Here is a 25608-nt window from a genome sequence, read left to right on the forward strand (position 1 = left end):
CTGATTATAGGCGCTGCCTGTGAATTCGGGCGCAAACCGGGTGGGCCGACGTCCGCGGCCCGGCCACGGCTGCCGCCTGCGTGAATACGTATGCAGGTTGCGCCATGCCCGCGAGGCCGCCGCTAAGCTTGCCGGAACAGGATTTCGGCCCGCTTCCGGCGGGTCCCGCATGCCCGGAGGGGGGCTGTCGATGTCGCACTATCCATGGTGGCGCGGAGCCGTCATCTACCAGATCTACCCGCGCAGCTACCTCGATGCCAACGGCGATGGCGTGGGCGACCTGCCGGGCATCATCCAGCGCCTGGACCACATCGCCGCGCTGGGCGTCGACGCGATCTGGATCTCGCCATTCTTCAAGTCGCCGATGGCCGACTTCGGCTATGACATTGCCGACTACCGCGATGTCGACCCGCTGTTTGGCAACCTGGATGACTTCGACCGCCTGCTGGCCAAGGCGCACGACCTGGGCCTGAAGGTGATGATCGACCAAGTGTTGAGCCATACCTCGATCGAGCACGCCTGGTTCCGCGAGAGCCGCCAGGACCGCAGCAATCCGAAGGCCGGCTGGTACGTCTGGGCCGACCCGCGCGAGGACGGCACCCCGCCCAACAACTGGCTGTCGCTGTTCGGCGGCGGCGCGTGGCAGTGGGAACCGCGCCGTGAGCAGTACTACCTGCACAACTTCCTGGTCGACCAGCCGGACCTGAACTTCCACAACCCGGACGTGCAGCGGGCCACCCTGGACAATGTGCGGTTCTGGCTGGACCGCGGCGTGGACGGCTTCCGCCTGGACGCCATCAATTTCTGCTTCCACGACGCGCAGCTGCGCGACAACCCGCCAAAGCCCGCCGACAAGCGCGTGGGCCGCGGCTTCAGCCCGGACAACCCGTACGCCTACCAGTACCACTTCTACAACAACACCCAACCGGAGAATCTGCCATTCCTGGAGCGCCTGCGCGCGCTGCTGGACGAGTATCCGGGCGCGGTGAGCCTGGGCGAGATCTCGTCGGAAGACTCGCTGGCCACCACCGCCGAGTACACCCAGGACGGCCGCCTGCACATGGGCTACAGCTTCGAGCTGCTGGTGGACGACTACAGCGCGGTCTACATCCGCGACACGGTCTCCCGGCTGGAAGCGGCGATGACCGAAGGCTGGCCGTGCTGGGCGGTTTCGAATCACGATGTGGAGCGGGCGGTCAGCCGCTGGGGCGGCCACCCGGCTGACCCGCGGCTGGCGCGGATGCTGGTGGCGCTGCTGTGCTCGCTGCGCGGCTCGGTGTGCCTGTATCAGGGCGAGGAGCTGGGCCTGGCCGAGGCCGAGGTGCCGTTCGAGGCGCTGCAGGACCCGTACGGCATCACCTTCTGGCCGAATTTCAAGGGCCGCGACGGTTGCCGCACCCCGCTGCCGTGGACCGACGCTCCGCTGGCTGGTTTTACCTCAGGCACGCCCTGGCTGCCGATCCCGGCCGAGCACCGGGCGGCGGCGGTGGCCGTGCAGGAGCGCGACCCGCACTCGGTCCTGGCGGCGTTCCGCGCCTTCCTGGCCTGGCGGCGTAGCCAGCCTGCGCTCCTGCATGGCAGCATCCGGTTCATCGAAAGCGCCGAGCCAGTGCTGCTGTTCGAGCGTATGCTTGCAGATGAAACCCTCCTGCTGGCCTTCAACCTGTCGGCCGAAGCGGTGAGCCATCCGCTGCCGCCGGGCAACTGGCAGCAGGTGGCGGTGCCGGGCCCGGATGCGGGCACGGTGCAGGGCAATGAACTCCAGCTGCCGCCGCGCGCGGTGTATTGCGCCCGACGCAGCTGACCGTTTTCTCCGGTGGCGGTACTTGCGGGGACGGGGCCGAAGCGCCCCGTCCCTTTTTTGTGGGTGGGCCTGGCCGACCATCGGCCGGCATCCGCGCAAAAGAAAACCCGCTGCCTGCGCAGCGGGTTCCCGGTCCTGCTCCCTTTGGGTTGCCGGCCAGCGGCCGGCACTACGCGGCTGTGGTCAGAACTTGTAGTTCACGCCCAGCATGTAGGTGCGGCCCCACTCGATGTACTCCAGCGGGCGGTCCTTGCTGCCGGCGTAGGTGCGGTACGGCTCGTTGGTCAGGTTGCTGCCCTGCAGCAGCAGGGTCAGGCCGCGCAGGGCGCTGCTGTCGCTGAAGGTGTAGCTGAGCTGCGCATCGGTCACGTTCTCGCCCACCACGTAACGCAGTGTGCGGTTGCCGTTGAAGTTGCCGATCTCACCGATGAAGTCCGAGCGGCGACGCTGGCTCACGCGTGCTTCAAAGCCGCTGCGCTCGTAATAGGCCGTGAAGTTGTACACGCGCTTGGACAGGCCCGGCAGGCTGATCGGGTCACTGCCCACGCTGGAGGCGCTCTCCGGATCCAGGATGGTGATGTCGCTCTTGTTGAAGGTCGCGCTGGCCTGCACGCCGAAGCCGCGCAGGCTGTCGGTCAGCATCTCCAGCGGGAACGACCCGGTCAGCTCCAGCCCCTTCAACGTGCCGCCCTTGCCGTTCTGCGGCGTGGAGAAGGTGCCGGTGGTCAGCACCGGCGCGGTCATGCCCGGCGGCGGCACGTAGTTGCCCAGCAGGCCGCTGAAGTCGTAGTTGTCCACCGACTGCGTGTAGACGTAGCTCTTCAGGTCCTTGTAGAAGATGGCCGCAGCGACGTAGGCCTTCTCGCCGAAGTACTTCTCATAGGACAGGTCCAGCGCGGTTGCGCGCCACGGATCCAGCAGCGGATTGCCGCCGCTGCCACCGGGGCGGCCGTTGTTGGTATCCACACCGAATTCCAGGCCGGCACGCATCTGGTCCACGCGCGGGCGCGCGACCTGCTTGGCGGCAGCGAAGCGCAGCGTCTGCTGGTGCGGGAACATGAACACCAGGTTCAAGCTCGGCAGCCAATCCTTGTAGGTCTTGCCGGCAGAGAAGGGCTGGATGTTGCTGCCAGCCGGCTGCGAGCTGTCCCAGTAGCGTGAATCCGAGCTCTGGTCGGTGTGCTGCATCTGCACGCCGATGTTGCCGCGCACGCCGACCACGCCGATGTCGGTGTTGATGTTCAGGCGTGCCCACGCGGTGGTGATCTTCTCCTCGACCGTCCACGACTTGGGAATCAGATAGTCCAGGTTGTCGACCGGGTTGAAGGTCATGTAGCGACCCACGGCTGCCGGCACGTTCCACGAGGGGATGTAGCCGACGCCGGCGAAACCGAGGTTGACCGGGCGGTACTGCAGGTCCGGGGCAATGGTGGATTCGCCCTGAGCACCGAGCAGGATGTTGCCTTCGGCCTGGGCCTTCTGCTTGCGACGGTCGGCATAGTTCACGCCCACGTCCACATCCGAGAACCAGCTGGACATGGCCTCGGGAACCGGCAGCGTCGCCGCCAGCTTGGCGCCCTTCAAGCGGTCTTCGACCTCCGGCACCTTGCCGTAGCCGGAACCATAGATCGTGTTGGTCAGGAACAGGCTGTCCGGATTGGAGTAGTCACGCCCCGGCGTGATCTGCGAGAAGCTGTTGTTGTTCACCACCAGGCCGATCGTGTCGAACTGCGGGCGCGGCACCAGCTGCAGGTTGTTTTCCAGGTTGATCTCACGGCGGGTCGCCTTGGAGTAGTTCAGGTCGGCGACGAGCTTCACGCCACCGACGTTGAACTCGTTGTTCCAGCCGAACGCATCGATCTTGTCCTTGCGCTTGTTGTACATGCCGCGCACCAGCGGGTACGCATTGCTGATCGTGCCACCGGTGAAGCTGCCATCGGCATTGCGGCCGACATTGCTGAACACCGGCAGGATCGCGTTGGGGTTATTGCCGTCTTCGCCGTTGCCGCTGAGGCTCAGCTCGAACTGGTTGGCGGTGTCGATCTGCTCGGCTTCGGTATGGAACGCATCGAAGGTGCTGGTCCAGCTGTTGCTGGGGCGGAACTGGATCGTCGCCATCACGCCGTCGCGCTTGTTGTTGCCGGTACGGCGCAGCGCCTTGATGCCATCGGTGAAGTAGGTGCCTGGCGCGATTCCGCGACGCTCGCCCTTGTCGGTGTGCTCGGTGGTCCACGGCTCGTACAGGCCGACCTGGTTCTCCTGGATCGGCATGTCGCTGTGCGCGTAACCGATGGCGATGCCCAGGGTGTTGTCGAAGAACTGGTCGATGTAGCTGGCGCTGAAGCGGTTGCCGTACGGATCGACATCGGCGGCGCGGCCCAGCGAACTCTTCTGGTAGCGGCCGCTGACCGCGATCACGCGCTCGCCGAAGCTGAGCGGGCGTGCGGTCTGCATATCAATGGTGCCCGACAGGCCCTGGCCGACCAGCGCCGCGTCCGGGGTCTTGTAGACGGTCACGCCGTTGACCAGCTCGGACGGGTACTGGTCGAACTCGACGCCGCGGTTGTCGCCGGTGCTGACCACTTCACGACCATTGAGCAGGGTGGTGGCGAAGTCCGGCGACAGGCCGCGCACGCTGATCACCTGCGCACGGCCTGCAACGCGCTGGGCAGCCAGGCCGGGCAGGCGCGAGATCGATTCGGCGATGCTGACGTCGGGCAGCTTGCCGATGTCTTCGGCGGAAATCGCCTCGACCACCGAGGTGGCGTCCTGCTTGATCGCGATCGCGTTCTCGATGCCGCGGCGGATGCCGGTAACCTGCACCGTATCCAGGTTGGTGGCGGCGGTGGCGGCCGGCGTGGTGGTGCTCTGCGTGGACTGTGCCGACGCCAGCGTCGGCGCCAGCACAACGGCCAGCGCGAGACTCAGCGCACTGCGCTTGTGGTTCAACATTTTCCCCTCCCAGGCAATGTTGCAGATCGATTTGTGAGCGTTCCGGCGGTGCCGTGAACGTGCGACGCGGTGGCCGCTGTCGTCGCCGCTATGGTAGGCAGCGCGTTCTTCGCGGGAATCACCCTGCATACGTATTCAATGGTGTTTGCAGGGGTGTAATCGCTTTCAGGTGCATCGTTCTGTAGAGCCGAGCCCATGCTCGGCTGCGTTCCGGTGCTGCGCACCGCCGCCCGAGCGTGGTCTCGGGCGCTACAGCGGCGCGCAGGCAGGAAGACGTTCAACGGATAGGCGTGAAGCGAATGGCCTGCCCACCGCCCGGTGCCAGCACCAGCGTCAGTGCGTCGGCGCTGGTCACCTCGCGGGTCTCGCGTGCGAACGCGAACGGGTTGCTGCGGAAATCGGCGCCTTCACCATCGCGGTAGATCTCGGCGCGATAGCGCAGGCCCGGCTCCAGGAAGCCCAGCGACACCGGCAGCACGCGGCCGTGCTCATCGGTGATGCTGCCGAGGAACCAGTCGCGGCTGTTGCGGTCGCGGCGCACGATCGTCACGTAGTCGCCCACTTCGCCATCGAGCACGCGGCTCTGTTCCCAGTCCACCGCCACGTCCTCGATGAAGCGGAATGCCTCGCGGTGCTGCAGGTAGTGCTCGGGCAGGTCGGCGGCCATCTGGATCGGGCTGTACAGGACCACGTACAGAGCAAGCTGGCGGGCCAGCGTGCTGGGGATGGCCTGGCCGTGGCGGCCCTTCAGGCTGAGGACGCCGGGGGTGTAATCCATCGGCCCGGCCAGCATCCGGGTGAACACCAGGTTGACCTCGTGCTCCGGCGGATTCGGCGGCTGGCCCCAGGCGTTGTATTCCATGCCACGCGCCCCCTCGCGCGAGATCCAGTTGGGGTAGGTACGGCGCAGGCCGGTGTCCTTGATCGGCTCATGCGGGTTCACCGACAGATGCCGGCGCGCGGCCTCCTGCACCACCTTCAGGTGGTGGCGGGCCATGAACTGCCCGTCGTGCCACTCGCGCCAGAGCGGGCCGCCAGCCGGATCACGCCGGGCGACCTGGCCATCGTCGCAGACGTAACCGGTCTTGAACTGGTCCACGCCCAGCCGTGCGTACAGGTCCAGCGCAGCGCCCAGCTGATTCTCGTAGTGTTCGATGGCGCAGCCGGTTTCGTGGTGGCCGATCAGGTGCACGCCCTTTTTTAGTCCATACGCCGAAAGCGCTTCGATATCGAAATCAGGCGTGGCACGGGTGAAGTCGAAGTCGTAGCCGTTGCCCACCCACATGCCGTCCCAGCCCGGATTCCAGCCTTCCACCAGCACGCCACGGAAGCCATGCGCGGCGGCGAAGTCGATCACCTTCTTCGTTTTGGCGGTGGTGGCCGCATGCTTCGGCCCGGTCGCCCAGCTTTCGTTGTCCAGGTGCATCGACCACCACACGCCCAGGTACTTGGCCGGCTTCACCCAGCTCACATCGCCCAGCGCATTGGGTTCGTTGAGGTTGAGGATCAGGTCCGATTCGACCAGGCCACCGGCACGGTCGGCGATCTGCAGCGTGCGCCACGGCGTGGCGAAGGGCAGGGTGCGGCGCACCTTCCAGCCTTCGGCCGAGGGTGACAGCTGTGCGCGCAGGCGTTGTCCTTCTGTGCGCCGCAGCCACATGCCGGCGTAGTCCACCAGTGCGGCCTCGTGGATCGCCACGTGCAGGCCATCGCGGCTGCGCAGGGTCATCGGCGTATGCACCAGCGGCACCTCGCGCAGTGGCGTGCGCTGGTACAGGTATTCGTAGTGGATCGGTTCGCCGGCGGGAATCCACCAGGCGGTGGAATCCTGCGCGATGGCGAACTCGGTCAGTTCGTCATCGATGATGGCTTCGCGCAGGTTCGGCTGCTCGGGGAACACATAGCGGAAGCCAACGCCATCGTCGTAGACGCGGAACACCACATCCAGCCGGCGCTTGCTGCCGGTGGTCTCGGCCAGCTGCATGGTCAGCTCGTTGAAGTGGTTGCGGGTGAGCCGGCGCTCGCCCCACGGCTGCTCCCAACTGTCGTCGACGCTGCGCCGCTGCTGGCCAAGCAGGGCGAAATCGCGGTCCAGGCGGCCATCGCGCAGGGCGAAGCCGAGCTTCGAATCCTCCACCACGGGCTCGCCGAAACGCTCGACGCGGTAGCGGGCGGTGCCGCCGTCAAGCACGAGGCTGACCTTGAGCACCTTGCCCGGTGATTCGACGCTGGCGACCTGTGGCGCGGCCTGTGCCAGCGTGGCCCAGGCCAGCAGGGCCAGGCCGAGCAGGTGCGCGATTGCCGCGCGTACAGCAGTGGGTGACATCGGCAGTTCCCCTCCCAAGGCGCCGTTGGCAGACCCGGACCATAAGCCAGCGCAGCCGGCGCGCTACCGCGCAGCGCCATGAATACGTATGCAGATGGACGCAGCCGACAGCCCCGCGTCTACCATGGGGCCAAGGCACCTTGAGGGAGGGGCCGCGCCCGTCCACCGGCAATGGTGGTGCGGACCTACAACGCGTGCAGAGAGGGAGGGAGGCCGACGGGCGCAAGCCGGTCCGCCGCTTCGATGCTGAAGATCATTTGCCTGACCGCTGCCCTGGGGGCAGCGCTGGGATCGACCGCGCAGGCGGCCGACCTGCAATTCGACGGCCGCCATGCGCGTGCCGAAGCCGCTGCCAAGGGCAGCTTCGTGCTGCATGCGCCGAAAGGTGAGGTGCATATCGCGCCCATGCCGATGCGCAGCCAGAGCGGCAGCGTGATGTTCGATGCGTTGTTTGCGCTGGCCCAGCAGGAGATGGACCAGGACCGCGTGGACGCGATCCGCGATCCGTCGTTTGACGAAGGCCGGCCGGTGCCGTGCGAATGCTTCCAGACCGGCGCGCGCTGGCCCTACGTGTGGACCCGCGATGTCAGCTTCGCCGCCGATCTGGCGCTGGCGCGGCTGGACCCGCAACGCACGCGGCAGTCGCTGCAGTTCAAGCTGTCGGCGGCGCGCGACGGGCACACGCCCGGCTTGTTCGTGGCGCAGGACACCGGTTCCGGTGGCAGCTGGCCAATCAGCAGCGACCGCGTGGTGTGGTTCCTGGCGGCGCGTCACCTGCTGGAGGATCGCGCGTTTTCCGATCAGGTCTGGCGGGCACTGCAGGGCACGCTGGCGCAGGATCGCGCGATGGTCTTCGATGAGCAGATGGGCCTCTATCGCGGCGAGACCTCGTTCCTGGACTGGCGCGAGCAGACCTATCCGGACTGGACCCGTGAGGACGTGCGCTTCATCGGCGATTCCTACGCACTATCCACCAACGTGCTGCACTATCAGGCACTGCGCCTGGCCGAACGCCTGGCAGGCCAGCGCGGCGATGCCCGCGTGGCCGACTACAAGGCATGGGCCGATGCGTTGGCACGGCAGATCGATGCGCGCTTCTGGCGCGAGGACATCGGTCAGTACATGAGCTACATCGGCGAAGCGGCGCACCCGGTGCCGTATGCCAAGGTCGATCTGCTCGGCCTGTCGCTGGGCATCCTGGCCGAGGTGCTGCCCCCGGAACGCGCGCGCCGTGCGCTGGCCGCCTACCCGATGGGACCGGCCGGCAGCCCGGTGGTCTGGCCGCAGGAGGCGCAACAGCCGATCTACCACAATCGCGCGATCTGGCCGTTCGTCAGTGCGTACTCGCTGCGCGCGGCGCGGCAGCTGGATGATGCGCCGCGCATCGCCGCCGAAATCCGCTCGTTGATGCAGGGCGCCGCGCTGGCCGGCTCCAACATGGAGAACTACGAGCTGGTCAGCCAGGCCGTGCATGTCGAGGAAGGCGCGCTGAGCGGCCCGGTGGTCAATTCCGAACGCCAGCTGTGGTCGGTAGCCGGCTATCTGTCGATGGTGGTCGAAGGTGTATTCGGCGTGCAGGACGATGGCCGCGTGCAGCCCAAGCTGCCGGCCGTGCTGGTGCCCGAACTGTTCGGCACGCACCCCCGCATCACGTTGGAAGCCAACGGCAAGCGCTATGTGCTGGAGCGCCCGCAGAACCTGGGCGATGGCCTGCTGGTGGCCGGCAGAACCACCACGCGTGGCGCGACCACCACGGTGCAGCTGGTCGCGGCCCCGGCAGCAGCCGGTTTCGCTGCCACGACTGCGGATGCCAACGCGCGTGCGCCGGCAACACCGGCGGCGCCGCAGGCCCTGCGCAATGGCGCGGGCTGGAACGTTCCTGTGGCAGCCGAGCAGGTGCTGTGGATGGACGGCACGGTTGTCGACGCCAGCAACGGCCAGGCGCACATCAGTGACGATGGCCTGCAGCATTGCCTCAGCCTGACCCGGCGCGACAACGCATTGGAATCGCTGCACAGCCCGACGGTCTGCGTCGGTCCGCAGCAGGTGCTGAAGGGCGAGGATCGCTGGCAGTTCACCTCGGCCAAGGCCGGGCAGGTGCGCCTGCGCCTGCAATACAGCAACCCGAATGGGCCGATCAACACCGGCGTCACCGCTGCGGTGAAGCAGCTGGTGCTGCAGTGCCCGGGCCAGCCGTTGCAGCGGCATACGGTTACGCTGCCGCACAGCGTGGCCGTGCAGGACTCGACCTCGGCAACGTTCGCTGTGCCCAAGGGCCGGTGCACGGTCGCGCTTGAAGAAGGCTTCAACATGAGCACGCTGCAGCACTTCGCGCACTACACCGGGGGCAAGGGCGGGCGCGATGGCGTGCTCAACCAGGCCCAGGTGCAGGCGCTGACGGTAGCACCCGTGGCGATGGCAGAGGGTGCACGATGAATCGCACGGCAAAACCGCAGCTGTCGTTCTGGCAGATCTGGAACATGTGCTTCGGCTTCCTCGGCATCCAGTTCGGATTCGCCCTGCAGAACGCCAATGCCAGCCGCATCTTCGAGACACTGGGCGCGGACATCGACGCGGTACCAGGATTGTGGATCGCCGCGCCGCTGACCGGCCTGCTGGTGCAGCCGGTAATCGGCTACCTGTCCGACCGCACCTGGACGCGCTGGGGGCGCCGCCGTCCGTACTTCATGATCGGTGCGGTGCTGACCACGCTGGCGCTGCTGGTGATGCCGAATTCGCCGACGCTGTGGATCGCGGCCGGCACGCTGTGGGTACTGGATGCCTCGATCAACGTATCGATGGAGCCGTTCCGTGCCTTCGTCGGTGACCAGCTGGCGCCACGCCAGCGTCCGGCCGGCTACGCGATGCAGAGCTTCTTCATCGGCGTGGGCGCCATCGTCGCCAGCTTCCTGCCCTTCATCCTGGCCCACTTCGGGGTCGCCAATACGGCCGCCGCAGGTGAAGTCCCGGACACCGTGCGCTATGCGTTCTACTTCGGCGCGGTGGTGCTGCTGGCCGCGATCACCTGGACCGTAGTCAGCACCCGCGAGTACTCACCGGTGGAACTGGCCGGCTTCGATGATGCAGAGCCGCCGGCGCATCACGCGGCGGCCGCGATCAACGGCCCGGCACCGTGGGCGCAGGTGGCCGTATGGCTGGGGCTGGGCGTGCTGCTGGCGCTGCTGATCGCGTGGCGGCAGGGCGACCGGATGCTGTACGTGCTGGCCGGCCTGTGCGCCGGCTACGGCCTGCTGCTGGCGGCCGCGCGCGCGCTGCCGGCCACGCATATGCTGGCCGCCATCGTCGGCGACCTGCGCGCGATGCCGGTCACCATGCGCCGCCTGGCGTGGGTGCAGTTCTTCTCGTGGTTCGCGCTGTTCGCCATGTGGATCTACACCACCGCTGCGGTGGCTGGTACCCATTTCGGTTCGACCGATCCACAGTCGGCCGCCTACAACGAAGGTGCCAACTGGGTGGGCGTGCTGTTTGGCGCCTACAACGGCTTCGCTGCGCTGGCGGCGGTGCTGATTCCGCCGATGGTGCGTGCGATCGGCCTGCGCTGGAGCCACCTGGTCAACCTGTGGCTGGGCGGCGCCGGCCTGGTCTCGCTGATGTTCATCCGCGACCCGCACTGGCTGCTGCTGTCGATGGTTGGTGTGGGCTTTGCCTGGGCCTCGATCCTGTCGTTGCCGTATGCACTGCTGTCCGACAGCGTGCCGGCGTCGAAGATGGGTGTGTACATGGGCATCTTCAATTTCTTCATCGTGATCCCGCAGCTGGTGGCGGCCAGTGCGCTTGGCTTTGCCCTGCGCGCATGGCTGGGTGGCCAGCCGATGCATGTGCTGGTGCTGGGCGGCTGCAGCCTGTTCCTGGCCGGCCTGTGCGTGCTGCGGGTTCCGTCCCGTCCGGAGGTGGTGTGATGCGCGGTGTGCTGTCTGTTGCTGTTTCCCTGGTACTGCTGGCCGGCCATGCGGCGGCCGCGCCACGCCCGGACTATGTGGGTACCACCGAACCGTTCGCCAGCGATGCGGTGTACTTCGTGGTCACCGACCGCTTCGTCAACGGCGATCCGTCCAACGATCACCGCGACCAGGGCGGCAAGCACCGTACCTTCTACATCCCGGTGCCGTGCCCGGACAAGGTGGACGGCAACATCGGCTACCTCGGTGGTGATTTCCGCGGCGTGCTCGACAACGCGCAGTACATCCGCAACCTCGGTTTCGGCGCGGTATGGATCACGCCGATCGTGGACAATCCGGACGAGGCGTTCACCGGCAGCAAGCCGATCAGCTGCACCAGCACACTGACCGACCGCGGCAAGACCGGCTACCACGGGTACTGGGGTATCAACTTCTACAAACTTGATGAGCACCTGCCCAGCAAAGACCTGGATTTCGCCGGGTTGACCAAGGGCCTGCACGGTGCTGGCTTGAAGGTGGTGCTGGATATCGTGGGCAACCACGGCTCGCCGGCCTGGACCATGCCGACGCGACAGCCGCAGTTCGGCCAGATCTTCGACAAGGACGGAAAACTGATCGCCGACCACCAGAACCTGCCGCCGCAGAAACTGGATCCGAAGCACAACCCGCTGCACGCGTTCTACAACAACATTGGACCGGTCGACAGCAAGGATGGCTCGATCTTCGACGGCAACCTCGCCGAGCTGTCCGACTTCAACCAGGACAATCCGGCGGTGATGGACTACCTGGTCGGTGCCTACCTGCAATGGACCGCGCAGGGCGTGGACGCGTTGCGCATCGACACCATCGGCTGGTTGCCGCACCCGTGGTGGCATACCTTCGTCAAACGCATCCGCGCCGAGCACCCGGGCATGTTCATGTTCGGCGAAGCGTTCGATTACGATGCCGCGCGCATTGCCGAGCACACCTGGCCGGCCAACGCCAACGTCAGCGTGCTCGATTTCCCGTTGCGCGGTGCGCTGGAACAGGCTTTCGGCACGGCCGGCAAGGGCTTTGAAACCCTGGCCGAGCCGCTGCACCTGAGCGGTGGCCCGTACGCCAATCCGTACGAGCTGATGAGCTTCTACGACAACCACGACATGCCGCGCCTGCAGGCCAGCGACAGTGGCTTCATCGATGCGCACAACTGGCTGTTCACCGCGCGTGGCATTCCGGTGGTCTATTACGGCTCGGAAACCGGCTTCATGCGGGGTCGCGCCGAGCATGCCGGCAATCGTGCCTACTTCGGCCAGCCGCGTGTGGACGCTGCGCCGCAGAGCCCGATCTTCGCGCCGCTGCAGCGCATCGCCAGGCTGCGCGCAGCCACCCCGGCGCTGCAGCGCGGCCTGCAGGTGAACGAGCGCCTGCAGGGTGACGAGGCGGCGTTCTTCCGCGTGCTGCAGCACGGCGACGTGGCGCAGACCGCGCTGGTGCTGCTGAACAAAGGTGACCAGGCGAGGACCTTCACCGTGGCGCGTTTCGTCCAGAACGGCCACTGGCGCGACGCGCTGGAGGGCGGTTCATTGCGGGTGGACGGCTCGCTGAAGGCGGAAGTGCCGGCGCACGGGGTGAAGGTCTACGTGCTGGATGCCGCCGTGCAGCAGCCGGCGCTGCAGGCCGAGCTGGACAAGGCGATGGCCGACCAGCAGGCTCGGGACCTGCGGCTGGGGCGGTAGTGCCGGCCGCTGGCCGGCAACCCCGGATTCCTGGCACCTGCCTACCGCTCTGGTGGGTGCCAACCTTGGTTGGCACGCTTTTCGAGCAGTAGAGCAAGCTCGACTCTACAATAGGGACCCCTCGCGCCTCGCCGTACCGCCATGACCGACCTCGCCCCGCAGACCCCGATCGAAACCCTGCTGAAGGCGGCGATGGACGGGGCGGTGCCGATCCGCGCCTTCATGGCGGCCTTCGTCGCCTCCGAGGTGGTGCTGCTGACCGGCAGCCTGATCACCCCTGACGGCAGTGGCTTCGACCCGCTGCTGTTCGACAAGCAGGGCACCCTGCATGTGGCCGTGTTCACTGATCCGTCGCGGGTGGGCATCTACAGCCAGCAGGCCGAACACAAGATCCGCTGGCTGACGCTGGACGTGCTGCGCCGGGTGCCCAGCGGCTACGGTGTCGTGATCAACCCGGGTACGCCTCTGGGCTTCGAGATCTCGCCCAGTGGCGTTGGCGAGATCCTGAAGGACTTCGCCCAGGGCTGAGCCGTCGCCGTGCTGTTTGCAGAGTCGAGCATGGCTCGACGCTGCAGAAGGCTTCCCTTCGAGCGCCGTCCGTGATCCCCTTGGATGACATTGGGATGGAGGCATTGCCATGGAATTCAGGGTATTAACCGCCGACGCACCGGAACGGCAGCAGTTGGCCCGGTGGTACCACGCGGAATGGGGCCAGGACGCCGGTCTGTCGCTTGAACAGGAACTGGAGCGGCTGAATCCGCCGCAGGATGCCGAAGGCTTTCCGCACCTGATCGCCGCCTTCGATGACGGTCAGGTGGTCGGCGCGGTGCAGCTCAAGCGCAGGGAGATGCCGGCTTTCCCGCAATACGAGCATTGGCTGGGCAGCGTGTTCGTGGCCGATAGTCATCGCGGGCGTGGGCTGGCTGGCGCGCTGGTGGAACAGGCCGCGGCGCAGGCGGTGCGGATGGGCGTTTCCGACCTGTATCTGCAGACCGAAGCGCTGGATGGCGGCCTGTACGCTCGGTTGGGCTGGAAGCCCCTGCAGGAAGCTGACAGCCATGGCCATCGCGTGCTGGTGATGGTGCGCAGGGTGGCTGCATGAATGCCCCCGTACCTCGCCATTCCCGGTCGGCCCTGATCTTCCTGATCGCGGCCATCGCCGCCGCGCTGGTGGCCATGCCCTTGCTGCGCGCGGTGGGCATTGTGCAGTGGCCGGTGTTCGTCATCGCCTGGCTGATCAACCTGGGCGCGGCGTGGCATCTGGCGCAGTGGGCGCGCCAGCGGGGCCGTTCGGCGTGGGCGTTCGGGTTGCCGGCGGCACTCGGTACCGTCGCCTCGATCGTGGTCTATGTACTGCTGGCGTTGCTGGGGCCGAAGGCGGCGGCGCGCTGAAGGCGCTGTGCCGAGCATGGCTCGGCACTACATGTGCCATGCGGAGCGCCGACGCAACCGCCGGCGCTCCATTACTTCACAGCGTCACCTTGCGCCGGTTGTCATCGCTCACCCGGTCGATCAGCTTGTTGTACGGATCGAAGCCCGCTTCATCCGGCTTTTCATCCACGGTCACCGTGATCTTCGGCGCGGCGCTGGTGATGTGGTGGCGCTGCAGATACAGCACCTTCTGGTCGCGTTCCTTGCCCGAAGGCCCGTTGGCAAACACGCCGATCTCGACCCAGTCATCCATCTTCCCGTCGCTCTCCTTGCCCTTGCCATCGGCGTACTGCTTTGCGGCGTGCAGGTCCAGGGTCACGTCGTAGCGGCCGTCATCGCGCTTGCGCGCGCTGGCGGCCAGCACCCGGTTGTCATAGAAGCTGATCTTCTCGAACAGGTCGGTGACCAGCTGCTGGCGATCAGCCGGGGTCTCGGCACGGATGTAGCCCAGCAGTTCGCGTGAGGTGGTGTACGGGGGGTGCTGGTAGCCCTTGTCCTGCAGGAAGCGCTTCAGGGCGCGGTTCAGGGCCTGCTCGCCGATCTCCTCGCGCAGCCGGTAAAACACCAGCGAACCCTTCTGGTAGTGGATGTACTGCTGGTTTTCCACGCGCTCCAGCGGCTGCTCCTCGATGGCCTCGCCACCGCGTCCGGACAGGTAGCCGTCCAGCTCGCGCTTGAGGAACTGGCGCATGTGCTGGCGGCCGTACTCCTGCTCCATCACCATCAGCGCAGAGTACTGCGACAACGATTCGGAGAGCACCGTGGCGCCCTGCACGTTGGCACCGATCACCTGGTGCGCCCACCACTGGTGTGCGATCTCGTGCGCAGTCACGTAGAACACATAGTCCACCTTGTCCGGGTCACGCAGGTCGGCGATGAAGCCGATGGCCTCGGAGTAGGGGATGGTATTGGCGAACGACTGCGCGAAGCGGGCATAGCCCGGGAACTCGATGATGCGCACCTGGCGGTGCTGGTAGGGCGTGAAGTTCGCTTCGTAGTAGGCCAGCGATTTCTGTACCGCTTCGATCATCCGGTCCACGTTGTAGCCGTGCGCCGGCTCGAAGTAGACCTCGATCGGGATGTCCTTGTACTTCGCCTTGCGTACCTCCCAGCGTGCCGACAGGTAGGCGTAGAAGTTCAGCATCGGGCGGTCCATCGCGTAGCTGAAGCAACGCCGGCCGTTCACCGTGGTCTCGTGCTGCAGGTAGCCCGGGGCCAGCGCCACCTGGTCGGGTGCCGTGCAGATCGTGGTGCGGAAGTCGAGCCAGTCGGCATCGTTGGCTATGTACGTGTTGGCACGCGCGGCTTCGTCTTCCAGCTTGGGCATGCGCCGCGGCTCACCCAGGTCGCGCTTGCGCCGCTCGTTGCGGTCGGTGATCTCCGCGCCCTCGTTGTAGCCGAACGACGGCAGTACGCGGCTGTTGAAGAACGTGCCGTTGCCCACGATGTTGCTCGGCGCCTGGCCGGCGGTGATGCCATTGGATTTCTGCACCACCCGGAAATGGACACGTCGGCTTTCGCCCGGTTGCAGAGGCTTGTCCAGCCGGTAGATGCGATACCCCAGGTCCTTGTCATGGAAGGCCATCGTCTGTCCGCCAAGATCGGCGGCTACCAGCTGTTTGTCATCACCCATCGAGACATGCAGTTCCGGGATCGGCTGCGCGTGCAGGTTGCGGATCGTCCAGTTCGCATCGATCACCATCGACTGCGATTCCGGGAACAGGTCCACGCGGTTGTCCACCGCCACGATGCGTGGTTGCGGCAGATTGCGGTACTTCGACAGCTCGCGCTCATAGCGGGCCTGCAGGTCCAGCTGCTGGTCGGGCGAGAGGAACTCGTTGCGGATGTTGGTGCTCCAGTACAGCCAGCCACCCACACCGATGAAGGCCAGTGCCGCCAGTGCTGCGAAGGCGCCGGTCGGACCGCGCAGGCGACGACCGGCCAGGGCCAGACGCTGGCGCAAGCCCTGGCTGACACCGCGTACCCAGAACGCCGAGGCCAGGCACATCAATGTCAGCAGGAACAGCGCCCAGTAACCCTGGAACGCCAGCTGTCCGGTCAGGAAGTGACCGTAGCCGTTCATGTCCGAATAGGGCGCGTTGGGCCAACTGCCAAAGTTGTACAGGTTCTGCGTGTAGTCGAGCAGGCCGAGCACACCCTGGCCGATCATCACCACGATCAGCAATGCGTAACCGACGAACTTGTTGTTGGTGAGCACCTGCAGCACCAGCGCCAGGCCGCCCATCAGGATGTAGACCACCGAATCCAGCGCCAGGCTGCGCAGGTACAGCAGCGGCTCCAGATGCGTGTAGCCCTTGGCCAGCTGCACGCTCATCGCGGCCAGCGCGCCGGCTGCCTGGAAGCAGACGATCACTGCCAGCAGGGCAGTGAACTTGGCCAGCAGCGGCACCCAGTTCGGCACCGGCATGGCATCGGTTACTTCGTTGATGCGCGCACTGCGTTCCTTCCAGACCAGCTCACCGGCGAAGAACAGCACGATGATCACCAGCAGCCAGCTGAAGGCACCCTGCAGGCCCATGATCATCTGCGAGGTGACCGGCCAGATCGAGGTGCCGTACAGCGTCTGCCGGAACAGCGCGCTGGGCAGGAAGTTGGCCAGGCCCAGTACCAGCAGCACGATGAACGGCACGCTGCGCAGCACGCCACGTGTATCGAAGCGGACCTGGCGCAGGAACTGCTGCCACGCCGTGGTGGCGGTGAACGCCGGTACCACGCGCGGCAGTGTTGCACGGGTCGGGCGGACCGCACTGGCATCGGCAACCGGCTGCGCCTGCCTGCGGCCCCATCGACGACGGCCACTGCCGCTGCGTTCGGTGCGGAACAGTGCGAAGGTGGCGGCGAACAGCGCGGCGGCCACACCCAGCCACAGAGCGCGGTTGGCCAGCAGGTAGCCGGCCAACTCGGGAATTCCGCTGTTGCGTTCGGCGGTGGACCAGTAGCGGATCGTGCGGCTGAGCGCACGCATGCCCAGCGGCTCGCTCAGCACTGCGATCCACGTGTTGTCGATGTCGCGCAGCAGGGCCGCGCTGGCGCCGTACAGCACCAGGTAGGCCACCAGCCCGATGTACACCCACAGGATCGAACGGGTCAGCGCTGCCAGCAGCGACAGCAGTGCGGTGGTGAACAACAGGTTCGGGATGACGATGGCCGCGAAGGTCCAGGCATAGCCCTGCCAGCTGATCGGGCCCATGCGTTCGGGATCGATCCACGGCATGAACGGCGCCAGCCACAGGCCAAACGCAATCACGATGTAGACCAGCAAGCCGGCGGCCAGGGCGGCAGCGATGCGCCCAGCCAGGTAGTCGCGGCGCTTCACCGGGCTGGCGAAGATCAGTTCGGCGGTGCCGAGCTCGAAGTCACGTAGCAGCGCATTGCTGACGAACAGCGCGGTGACCAGCATGCCGAGCAGGGTGAAGATGCCCAGCATCTGCGCGATCACGGTGGGCGCGTTGCTGTGTACGTTGCCGCTGCCGCCACCGATCTGCACGGCGTCGCTGGAGGCAGCGGCGAAGGCGAGCAGGGCGAACAGGCCGGCCAGCAGCCACAGCAGGGGAGAACGCAGCTGCTCGCGCAGCTCGAAGCGGAAAAAGTTGAGGATCATGGCGTGCTCCGCTCAGGCTGCCGCGCGGGCACGGGCCTGCAGGCGCAGGCGCTGGAAGTACACGTCCTCAAGGTCGGGAGCCACCGCCGCGAAGCCATCGCCGGGATCGTTGGCACTGTGCACGTGGATCACCGGGCGGCCACCGACCAGACGGGTCGACAGCACTACGTAGCGTGCTTCATGGTCGGCCAGTTCCGAAGGATCGACCTGCTTGCGCCAGACCTGCTGCTGCAGAGCATCGATGGCTTCGGCAGGGCGCCCGGTCAGCAGCACCTGGCCCTTGTTCATGATCGCCATGGTGGGGCACAGGTCGGTCACGTCTTCGACGATGTGGGTGGACAGGATCACCGCCACGTTCTCGCCGATGGCCGCCAGCAGGTTGAGGAAGCGGTTGCGTTCCTCGGGGTCGAGGCCGGCGGTGGGCTCGTCGACGATCACCAGCCGCGGGTCTCCCAGCAGCGCCTGGGCGATGCCGAAGCGCTGGCGCATGCCGCCGGAGTATGTGCCGAGCTTGCGCTTGCGCGCGTCCCACAGGTTCACCTGCTGCAGCAGACCATCGACCACCTCGCGGCGCTGCGCGCGCTGGCTCAGGCCCTTGAGTACGGCGAAGTGTTCCAGCAGGTCCAGCGCGCTGACTTTCGGGTACACGCCGAAATCCTGCGGCAGGTAGCCCAGCCGGCGGCGCACCGCGTCCTTGTCGCGCAGTACGTCGATCGGCGCTTCGCCGGGAATGGTGAGGATGGCCGAACCGCTGTCGGCCTCCTGCAGGGTGGACAGCGTACGCATCAGCGAAGACTTGCCGGCGCCGTTCGGCCCGAGCAGGCCGAACATGCCGCGCGGGATGTCCAGGCTGACGTTGTTGAGCGCATGCACGCCGTTGGCGTACGTCTTGGACAGCGAATCGATCTTCAGCATGCGACGTACACCTTTCCGTGTGTGATCGCGCTGTTTATCACCCGCAACTGGGCTGGCGTCATGCGCCGTTGGTCATGGTGCCGTGCGGGTAGCAGGTGAGGGCACCCCACCGTTGAAGGGCGCGGCAGGGGCGGCTTCCAGTGCGTGGGGCTTCGCCAGGGCGGCAGGGGGCCAGCCTGTGAAGTCTTCCTGAATGCGTTGGGGAAGGCTGGCCGGATCACACAGGACGTCGACAGGGGCACCGATAGTCTTTGCACCTCTCAAGGCCATTGCCATGCAGGCGTACATGCGGACTGTTAGCGGCGTAGAGGGACTGGACAGTATTCTTGGCGGCGGACTTCCGCAGGCGCGGCTGTATCTGCTGGAAGGGCCACCGGGTTCCGGCAAGACCACGTTGTCGCTTCAGTTCCTGCTGGAAGGCCTGCGGCGCGGCGAACGCTGCCTGTACATCACGTTGTCCGAGACCGCCGAGGAACTGCGCGAAGTCGCCGCTGCCCATGGCTGGTCGCTGGATGGCCTGCACCTGTTCGAACTGGGATCGGCTGAAGGCGCAATGGGCAACGGTCGCCTGCAGTCGGTGCTGCATTCGTGGGAAATGGAGCTGGACGAGACGGTCAATCTGATCATGTCCAAGGTGGACAGCATCGGGCCCACCCGCGTGGTGTTCGATTCGTTGTCCGAACTGCGCCTGCTGGCCCAGGACTCTCTGCGCTACCGGCGCCAGATCCTTGCGTTGAAGCAGTTCTTCGCGCCCAAGAGCGCTACGGTGATCCTGGTCGATGACCTGACCTCTACCGGCGAAGAGCGCGATGGGCAGTTGCACAGCCTGTGCCACGGCGTGCTGTCGCTGGAACGCCTGACCCTGGATTTCGGCCCGGCCCGGCGCCGCATGCAGGTGCAGAAGCTGCGCGGCGTGGATTTCATTGCGGGCTACCACGATATGGTGATCCGTCGTGGAGGACTCGAGATTTTCCCCCGCTTGATAGCCTCCGAGCACCACGACCAGTTCGTGGGTTCGCCGGTGAGCAGTGGCGTCGACGAGATCGATCACCTGCTGGGCGGGGCCCCCTGCGCGGAACCTCGACCCTGTTGACCGGTCCCGCTGGCAGCGGCAAGACCAACGTCGCCCTGCAGTACGTGTGGGCGGCCTGCGAACGTGGCGAACGCTGCTGCATCTTCGAGTTCGACGAGCGGGTTGGTACCTTGCTGGCGCGTGCATCGGCACTGGACATCGACCTGGACAAGCATCTGCACTCGGGCCTGCTGGAGATCCTGCAGATGGATCCGGCCGAGGTGTCGCCGGGTGAGTTTTCCTGGAACCTGCGCAAGGCGGTCGAGCAGCGCAACTGCAGCGTGCTGGTGATCGACAGCCTGAATGGCTATGTCACGGCAATGCCACAGGAAAAGCAGCTGATGCTGCAGCTGCACGAGATGTTGTCCTATCTCAACCAGAAGGGCGTAGCGACGTTCCTGATCAATCCGCAGCATGGCCTGGTGGGCACCATGTCCACCGGCAGCCTCAATGTGTCCTACATCGCCGATGCGGTGGTGCTGTTCCGTTTCTTCGAGGCCAAGGGGCGCATCCGCAAAGCCGTTTCGGTAATCAAGAACCGCGGCGGTGCGCACGAAGACACCATCCGTGAGCTGAAGATTGACGGGCGTGGCATCACCGTCAGTGCGCCGTTGGCAGACTTCCAGGGCATCCTGACCGGCACGCCCGAGTTCGTGGGTGACAGCGCAGCGCTGCTGGGCCAGTCCGATGTCCGATAGGGACGAAGGCTGCACGGTCGTCCGCATCGTGGCGCCCTTCGGACGCGATGCCGACAGCATTGCCGCGGTACTGGAGGGAGTAGGGCTGGCAACGCACATCGCCGGCAACCTGGAGGAGCTGGCCGAGCATCTGGATGATCGCACCGGCCTGGTCGTGGTGACCCAGGAAGCGTTGGTGCGCGGTGCCGACGGTATGCTGCCTGCATTGCAGCAGCAACCGGCCTGGTCGGATATTCCATTCATCCTGCTGCGTTCGGCACGGTCGTACCGCCGTTCCACCCGCGAGGCACTGTTGCCAGCTTCGATCAACGTGGTGGAGATGGACCGGCCGCTTGGCAGCATGTCCCTGATCAGTGCCGTCCAGGGCGCACTGCGGGCCCGTGACAAGCAGTTCCTCGTGCGTGATCAGATGGCGGCATTGGCGGACGGGCGGGCCGCACTGTCCCGCAGTGAAACCGAGTTGCGCCTGATCGCCGATGCGATGCCGGTCCTGATCGCCTTTGTTGATCGTTCGATGTGCTTCCGATTCGCCAACCGAGCCTATGAGACCTGGTTCGATCTCGCCACCGACGAGGTGATCGGCAGGCACGTTCGCGAGGTGATCGGCGAATCCGTATGGCAGCAGCGCAGGGCGGCGATGGAGCGCGCGCTGGATGGCCAAGCGGCGCTCTTCGAGATCACCTGGCCCCATCCACTACGCGGCCGGCGCGACTGCGAAGTGCGTTACTCGCCACGTACCGATACCGAGGGCCGGGTCGACGGATTCCACGTCTTCGTTACCGATATCACCGCCGCCAAGCTGGCCCTGAGCAACAGCCAGCAGCACGCACATGCACTGGAGGCCATGGTGGCCGAGCGCACGCGTGAGCTGGAAGCGCAGATGGCTGCACGCGAGGCCAGCGAGGCCGCCCTGCGGCAGTCGCAGAAGATGGAAGCGATCGGCCAGTTGACCGGTGGCATCGCGCACGATTTCAACAACATGCTGACTGGCATTCTGTCCGCGCTGGACATCGTGCGCCTGCGCCTGGACATGGGGCGGGTGGATGATATGGAGCGTTTCCTGGATACGGCCACCACCTCGGCGCAGCGTGCCGCCGCATTGACCCAGCGCCTGCTCGCGTTCTCGCGCAGGCAGTCGCTGGACGCGCGGCCGGTGGAGATCAACACGTTGCTGGTATCGGTGCAGCATCTGTTGCACAGCACGATCGGGGAAACGGTGCGGCTGCGTACCGAAACCTGCCCGGTGCCGCTGCACGCCACGCTGGATGCCAACCAGTTCGAAAGTGCGGTGCTGAACCTGGCCATCAATGCACGCGACGCGATGCCTGATGGCGGCGAGCTGATCCTGCGCACTGCGGAAGCAGATGTGCATGCAGGCCAGTATCCGGCAGTGCCGGCAGGGCACTATGCGTTGGTGGCAGTCGCCGACACGGGCGCCGGCATGGCGCCGGAAGTGGTCGAGCGCGCATTCGAGCCTTTCTTCACCACCAAGCCCATCGGCAAGGGAACCGGGCTGGGCATGTCGATGGTGTATGGCTTCATGCAGCAGTCCGGTGGTCACATCGCGATCGAATCGCGCCTGGGTGAGGGCACCACCATTTCCCTGTTCATTCCACTGGTGGAGGCCGCGACCAGCGAAGCGGTGGCCGCTCAGGCCAAAGCCATCCGGCTCGGCGCTGGCCAGTCGATCCTGGTGGTCGAGGATGATGAGCAGGTGCGCATGCTGGTCACGGTGGTGCTCGAGGACCTGGGGTACCAGGCCCAGGTGGTGGGCGATGCGGACGCCGCGCTTCCGATCCTGACTTCGGACCAGTGCATCGATCTGTTGATCACTGACGTCGGCCTGCCTGGGCTCAATGGCCGCCAGCTCGCCGAAATAGCCCGTCACTCGCGGCCGACTTTGCCAGTGCTGTTTATGACCGGCTACGCGGAGAAGGCGCAGGAGCGCTCGTCCTTCCTCGATGCGGGCATGGCGATGATCGCCAAGCCGTTCCTGCTTGACGAGTTCAGCGCAGCGGTTCGCACCGCGATGCCTGAAACGGCAGGTGGCAATCCGTAGAGCCGGGCCTGCTCGACTGCTTTTGTGCAGAGCCGAGCCATGCTCGGCTGATCTTTCCCGACGGGAGTCGCATCCGCTGGTCGAGCAAGCTCGACACTACCCGCGCTGTGACGATTCCCGCACCACCAGCTTTACCGGGATGCTCTGGCTGTCCACTGCCTGCCGGCCGATAAGTGCCAGCAGGCGCTCCACCAGCAGTTGCCCGGCCTGCTTGGTGTCCTGCTGCACGGTGGTCAGCGCGGGGGATACCGATGCTGCCAAGGGGATGTCGTCGAAGCCGGTCACCGCCACGTCCTGCGGCACCCGCAGGCCGGCTTCGCGCAGGGCCCGCATGGCGCCGATGGCGATCAGGTCGCTGGCCGCGCAGATCGCATCGATCGGCTCGCCGCGCGCCAGCAGTGTCTGGCAGGCCTCCTGGCCGGAGGCTTCGGTGGTGATCGCATCGTGCTGCAGCGCCGCCTCGGCAGCCAAGCCGTGTTCCTGCAGGGCCGCGACATGGCCGCGGTAGCGTTCCTGGAATTCGGGGTAGTGGCTGGAAGCATGGCCGAGGAAGGCAATGCGGCGGCAGCCCTGCTGCAGCAGGTGGGTGGTGATGTCATGCCCGCCCTGGAAGTTGTCGCTGCCGATCGACACGCCGGGTTGGCCGGGCAGGGCGGCGCCCCAGCGCACGAAGTGCGTACCCTGTTCGACCAGCCGCTGCAGGCGGTCGCGCGATTCGTGGTAGTCGCCGTAGCCGAGCAGGATGATGCCGTCGGCCTTGTTGCTGTCCTCGTAATCGGCCTGCCAGTCGGTGGACAGCTGCTGGAACGATACCAGCAGGTCCTGCCCATGCAGGGCGCAGGCGCGGGTGATCGAGCCCAGCATCGAATGGAAGAACGGGTTGATCAGCGAGTCGTCGTTTGTCGGGTCCTCGAAGAACAGCAGGGCCAGCGTGCCGGCGTTGCGCAGGCGCAGGCTGGAGGCGTTCTTGTCGACCTTGTAGTTCAGCTCGCGGGCGATGCGCAGGATGCGCTCACGGGTCTCGGCATTGACCATCGGGCTGCCCCGCAGGGCCCGCGACACGGTCGGCTGGGAGACCCCGGCCAGGTGGGCGATGTCCAGGGAGGTGGCTTTGCCTTTGATCGTCATGGGCACGCGGGAGGGGCAGGGGGAAGGTGCCCGGGCATGATGCCATGGGTAGACGCGAATGCCCCTCCGGATGTCCACCGAAGCGAGGGTAAGTCATTGCCGGACAAGGAAATCAGTTCAATCCTCCAGCGCGGCCGGGGTCTTCTGACCGGGCGGATGGCGGCGGCAATGCTAAGATGCATCGTTCTCGCATTCCCCCAAATTTCAACAGGGGCGGCCCCGCCTACTGCACCCCCGCCCGGGGCTGTGCTATCACTGGCGGTCTGCCCTTGGACAACGGACGAAGGTACCTATGGCGCGCGGCATCAACAAAGTCATCCTGGTCGGCAATCTCGGCAACGACCCGGACGTGAAGTACACCCAGGGCGGCATGGCGATCACCCGCATCAGCCTGGCCACCACCAGCGTCCGCAAGGACAAGGATGGCAACCAGCAGGAGCGCACCGAATGGCACCGCGTGGTGTTCTTCGGCAAGCTCGGTGAGATCGCCGGCGAGTACCTGCGCAAGGGCAGCTCGGTCTACGTCGAAGGCAGCCTGCGCTACGACAAGTACACCGGCCAGGACGGCGTGGAGAAGTACTCCACCGACATCATTGCCGATGAAATGCAGATGCTGGGCGGCCGCGGTGAAGGCGGCGGCGGTGGCGGCGGTGGCAACTACGGCGGCGATCGTCCGCAGCGCCAGCAGGCTCCGCGCCAGGAGTACGGCGGCGGTGGCGGCGGTCAGCGTGGTGGCCAGGGTGGCGGCTATGGCAACCAGGGCGGCAACCAGGGTGGCAACCAGCGGCCGCAGCCGCAGCAGGCTCCGCCGATGGACGACTTCGCTGACGACGATATTCCATTCTGATCGGACATTCGCCTGCAGCAGAAAAGAAAGCCCCGCTCATGCGGGGCTTTTCTTTATCCGCGATCCCTGCGGTGTTGTGCCCCGCAGCATCAGCTTTCGTGCACCGCGACTTGCAAACAGACAATTTCCTCCCCTATGGTGCAATCGATTGCATTGCTGTGAATCGTTGCGGTTGATACCGGTTGGGAGGCCGGCAGGTGGATGTCCATCCATTCGATCAGACCGGCTCCGGCGACGGGCCTCACGCGGCGCGATGCGTTGCGCATGGCGGTTGCCGGAGGCGTAGCTCTGGGTACTGCGGGAGTGTTGCCTGCATTCGCCGCCACCGCAGCGCTCAAGGGCAATTTGAAACATTCCGTCGCACGCTGGACCTTCCCGCAGCTGTCCGTCGCCCAGCTCTGCACGACGGTAAAAGACATAGGCTTTGCCGCAATCGATCTGGTCGGCCCGGAAGACTGGCCCACGCTGAAGGCAAATGGTGTCTACAGCTCGATGTGCAACGGCGCGGAGCTGGGCCTTACCAAGGGCTTTGCCGGCCGTGAGTTCCACGACCAACTGGCGGAGCGCTACACGCGGCACATCGATCTGGTGGCCGATGCCGGTTACAGCAATCTCATCTGCTTCTCCGGCAACCGCAACGGTATGGACCCGCATGACGGCATGGCAAACGCCGAGGCCGGCCTCAAGCGCATCCTCGGGCATGCCGAGAAGCGTGGCGTCGTGCTGGTGATGGAGCTGCTGAACTCCAAGGTCGACCATCGCGACTATCTGTGCGACCACTCTGCGTGGGGCGTAGAGCTGTGCCAGCGGCTGGGCTCAGACAATTTCGGCCTGCTCTACGACATCTACCACATGCAGATCATGGAGGGCGACATCATCGCCACCATCGGCAAGCATCACGCCTGCTTCAAGCATTACCACACCGCAGGCGTTCCTGGCCGGAACGAGATCGGAGACCAGCAGGAGCTCCACTATCCGGCCATCTGTCGCGCGATCCGCGACACCGGTTTCAAGGGGTATCTGGCGCAGGAGTTCACGCCTGCAGCGCCCGATCCCGTTGCCTCATTGCGCGAGGCGATCCGCCTCTGCGACGTCTGAAACGATATCCACCCAGGTGAG

15 protein-coding genes and 1 pseudogene are annotated in these 25608 nt (G+C 65.9%); 11 read left to right on the plus strand and 5 right to left on the minus strand.

Annotated features, from left to right (window positions below):
* Positions 1 to 190: 190 nt before the first annotated feature.
* Positions 191 to 1804: an alpha-glucosidase gene (locus FQS62_RS05495; RefSeq protein ID WP_208043302.1), complete on the plus strand. Its 1614-nt coding sequence runs from the start codon at positions 191 to 193 to the stop codon at positions 1802 to 1804.
* A gap of 183 nt (positions 1805 to 1987) precedes the next feature.
* Here the strand turns inward: FQS62_RS05495 and FQS62_RS05500 are convergent, their stop codons facing one another.
* The gene (locus FQS62_RS05500) at positions 1988 to 4756 is read right to left on the minus strand and encodes a TonB-dependent receptor (RefSeq protein ID WP_208043303.1); all 2769 of its coding nucleotides are present in this window, start codon (positions 4754 to 4756) and stop codon (positions 1988 to 1990) included.
* Positions 4757 to 5033: 277 nt separating this feature from the next.
* Entirely contained in the window at positions 5034 to 7088 is a 2055-nt protein-coding gene (locus FQS62_RS05505; protein WP_208043319.1) for a glycoside hydrolase family 97 protein, read from the minus strand.
* A gap of 237 nt (positions 7089 to 7325) precedes the next feature.
* Between FQS62_RS05505 and FQS62_RS05510 the strand changes: the two genes are divergently transcribed.
* The 6 genes from FQS62_RS05510 to FQS62_RS05535 all read left to right on the plus strand — a co-directional run bounded on the left by FQS62_RS05510 (position 7326) and on the right by FQS62_RS05535 (position 14109).
* The gene (locus FQS62_RS05510) at positions 7326 to 9518 is read left to right on the plus strand and encodes a glucosidase family protein (RefSeq protein WP_208043304.1); all 2193 of its coding nucleotides are present in this window, start codon (positions 7326 to 7328) and stop codon (positions 9516 to 9518) included.
* Positions 9515 to 11002, plus strand: a complete 1488-nt coding sequence (locus FQS62_RS05515) for an MFS transporter (protein WP_049446061.1) — start codon at positions 9515 to 9517, stop codon at positions 11000 to 11002. The genes FQS62_RS05510 and FQS62_RS05515 overlap by 4 nt, the downstream gene beginning before the upstream one ends.
* A complete protein-coding gene (locus FQS62_RS05520) occupies positions 11002 to 12717 on the plus strand; it encodes an alpha-amylase family glycosyl hydrolase (RefSeq protein ID WP_208043305.1) in 1716 nt (571 codons plus the stop codon). Before FQS62_RS05515 ends, FQS62_RS05520 begins: the two co-directional genes overlap by 1 nt.
* A gap of 141 nt (positions 12718 to 12858) precedes the next feature.
* Positions 12859 to 13245 (plus strand): SseB family protein, encoded by a 387-nt coding sequence (locus FQS62_RS05525; protein WP_154348657.1) that lies wholly within the window; start codon positions 12859 to 12861, stop codon positions 13243 to 13245.
* A 109-nt stretch (positions 13246 to 13354) separates the two neighbouring features.
* Entirely contained in the window at positions 13355 to 13819 is a 465-nt protein-coding gene (locus FQS62_RS05530) for a GNAT family N-acetyltransferase (protein ID WP_046985697.1), read from the plus strand.
* A complete protein-coding gene (locus FQS62_RS05535) occupies positions 13816 to 14109 on the plus strand; it encodes a hypothetical protein (protein WP_049446059.1) in 294 nt (97 codons plus the stop codon). The genes FQS62_RS05530 and FQS62_RS05535 overlap by 4 nt, the downstream gene beginning before the upstream one ends.
* Before the next feature lie 76 nt (positions 14110 to 14185).
* On the opposite strand, the gene FQS62_RS05540 is transcribed toward FQS62_RS05535, so the two are convergent.
* Both FQS62_RS05540 and FQS62_RS05545 read right to left on the minus strand, forming a co-directional pair.
* Positions 14186 to 17770, minus strand: coding sequence for an ABC transporter permease/M1 family aminopeptidase (locus FQS62_RS05540; protein ID WP_208043306.1), 3585 nt, complete (start codon positions 17768 to 17770; stop codon positions 14186 to 14188).
* Between the two features lie 12 nt (positions 17771 to 17782).
* The gene (locus tag FQS62_RS05545; protein ID WP_164158038.1) at positions 17783 to 18685 is read right to left on the minus strand and encodes an ABC transporter ATP-binding protein; all 903 of its coding nucleotides are present in this window, start codon (positions 18683 to 18685) and stop codon (positions 17783 to 17785) included.
* A 274-nt stretch (positions 18686 to 18959) separates the two neighbouring features.
* Here FQS62_RS05545 and FQS62_RS05550 point away from each other — a divergent pair.
* Positions 18960 to 20455 (plus strand): annotated as a pseudogene (locus FQS62_RS05550) (ATPase domain-containing protein).
* The gene (locus FQS62_RS05555; RefSeq protein ID WP_208043308.1) at positions 20445 to 22514 is read left to right on the plus strand and encodes a PAS domain-containing hybrid sensor histidine kinase/response regulator family protein; all 2070 of its coding nucleotides are present in this window, start codon (positions 20445 to 20447) and stop codon (positions 22512 to 22514) included. Before FQS62_RS05550 ends, FQS62_RS05555 begins: the two are co-directional and overlap by 11 nt.
* A 96-nt stretch (positions 22515 to 22610) precedes the next feature.
* Here FQS62_RS05555 and FQS62_RS05560 read toward each other — a convergent pair whose 3' ends face one another.
* On the minus strand, positions 22611 to 23642 hold the full coding sequence (locus tag FQS62_RS05560) for a LacI family DNA-binding transcriptional regulator (RefSeq protein ID WP_049446055.1): 1032 nt from the start codon (positions 23640 to 23642) through the stop codon (positions 22611 to 22613).
* A gap of 292 nt (positions 23643 to 23934) precedes the next feature.
* On the opposite strand from FQS62_RS05560, the gene FQS62_RS05565 reads away from it, so the two are divergent.
* Positions 23935 to 24489: a single-stranded DNA-binding protein gene (locus FQS62_RS05565; RefSeq protein WP_208043309.1), complete on the plus strand. Its 555-nt coding sequence runs from the start codon at positions 23935 to 23937 to the stop codon at positions 24487 to 24489.
* 201 nt (positions 24490 to 24690) lie between these two features.
* Positions 24691 to 25587 (plus strand): hydroxypyruvate isomerase family protein, encoded by an 897-nt coding sequence (locus FQS62_RS05570; protein WP_208043310.1) that lies wholly within the window; start codon positions 24691 to 24693, stop codon positions 25585 to 25587.
* The last annotated feature ends 21 nt before the right edge of the window (positions 25588 to 25608 follow it).

Origin of the sequence: Stenotrophomonas sp. SBJS02 (genome assembly GCF_020428325.2) — a bacterium.
Taxonomy (GTDB): domain Bacteria; phylum Pseudomonadota; class Gammaproteobacteria; order Xanthomonadales; family Xanthomonadaceae; genus Stenotrophomonas; species Stenotrophomonas africana.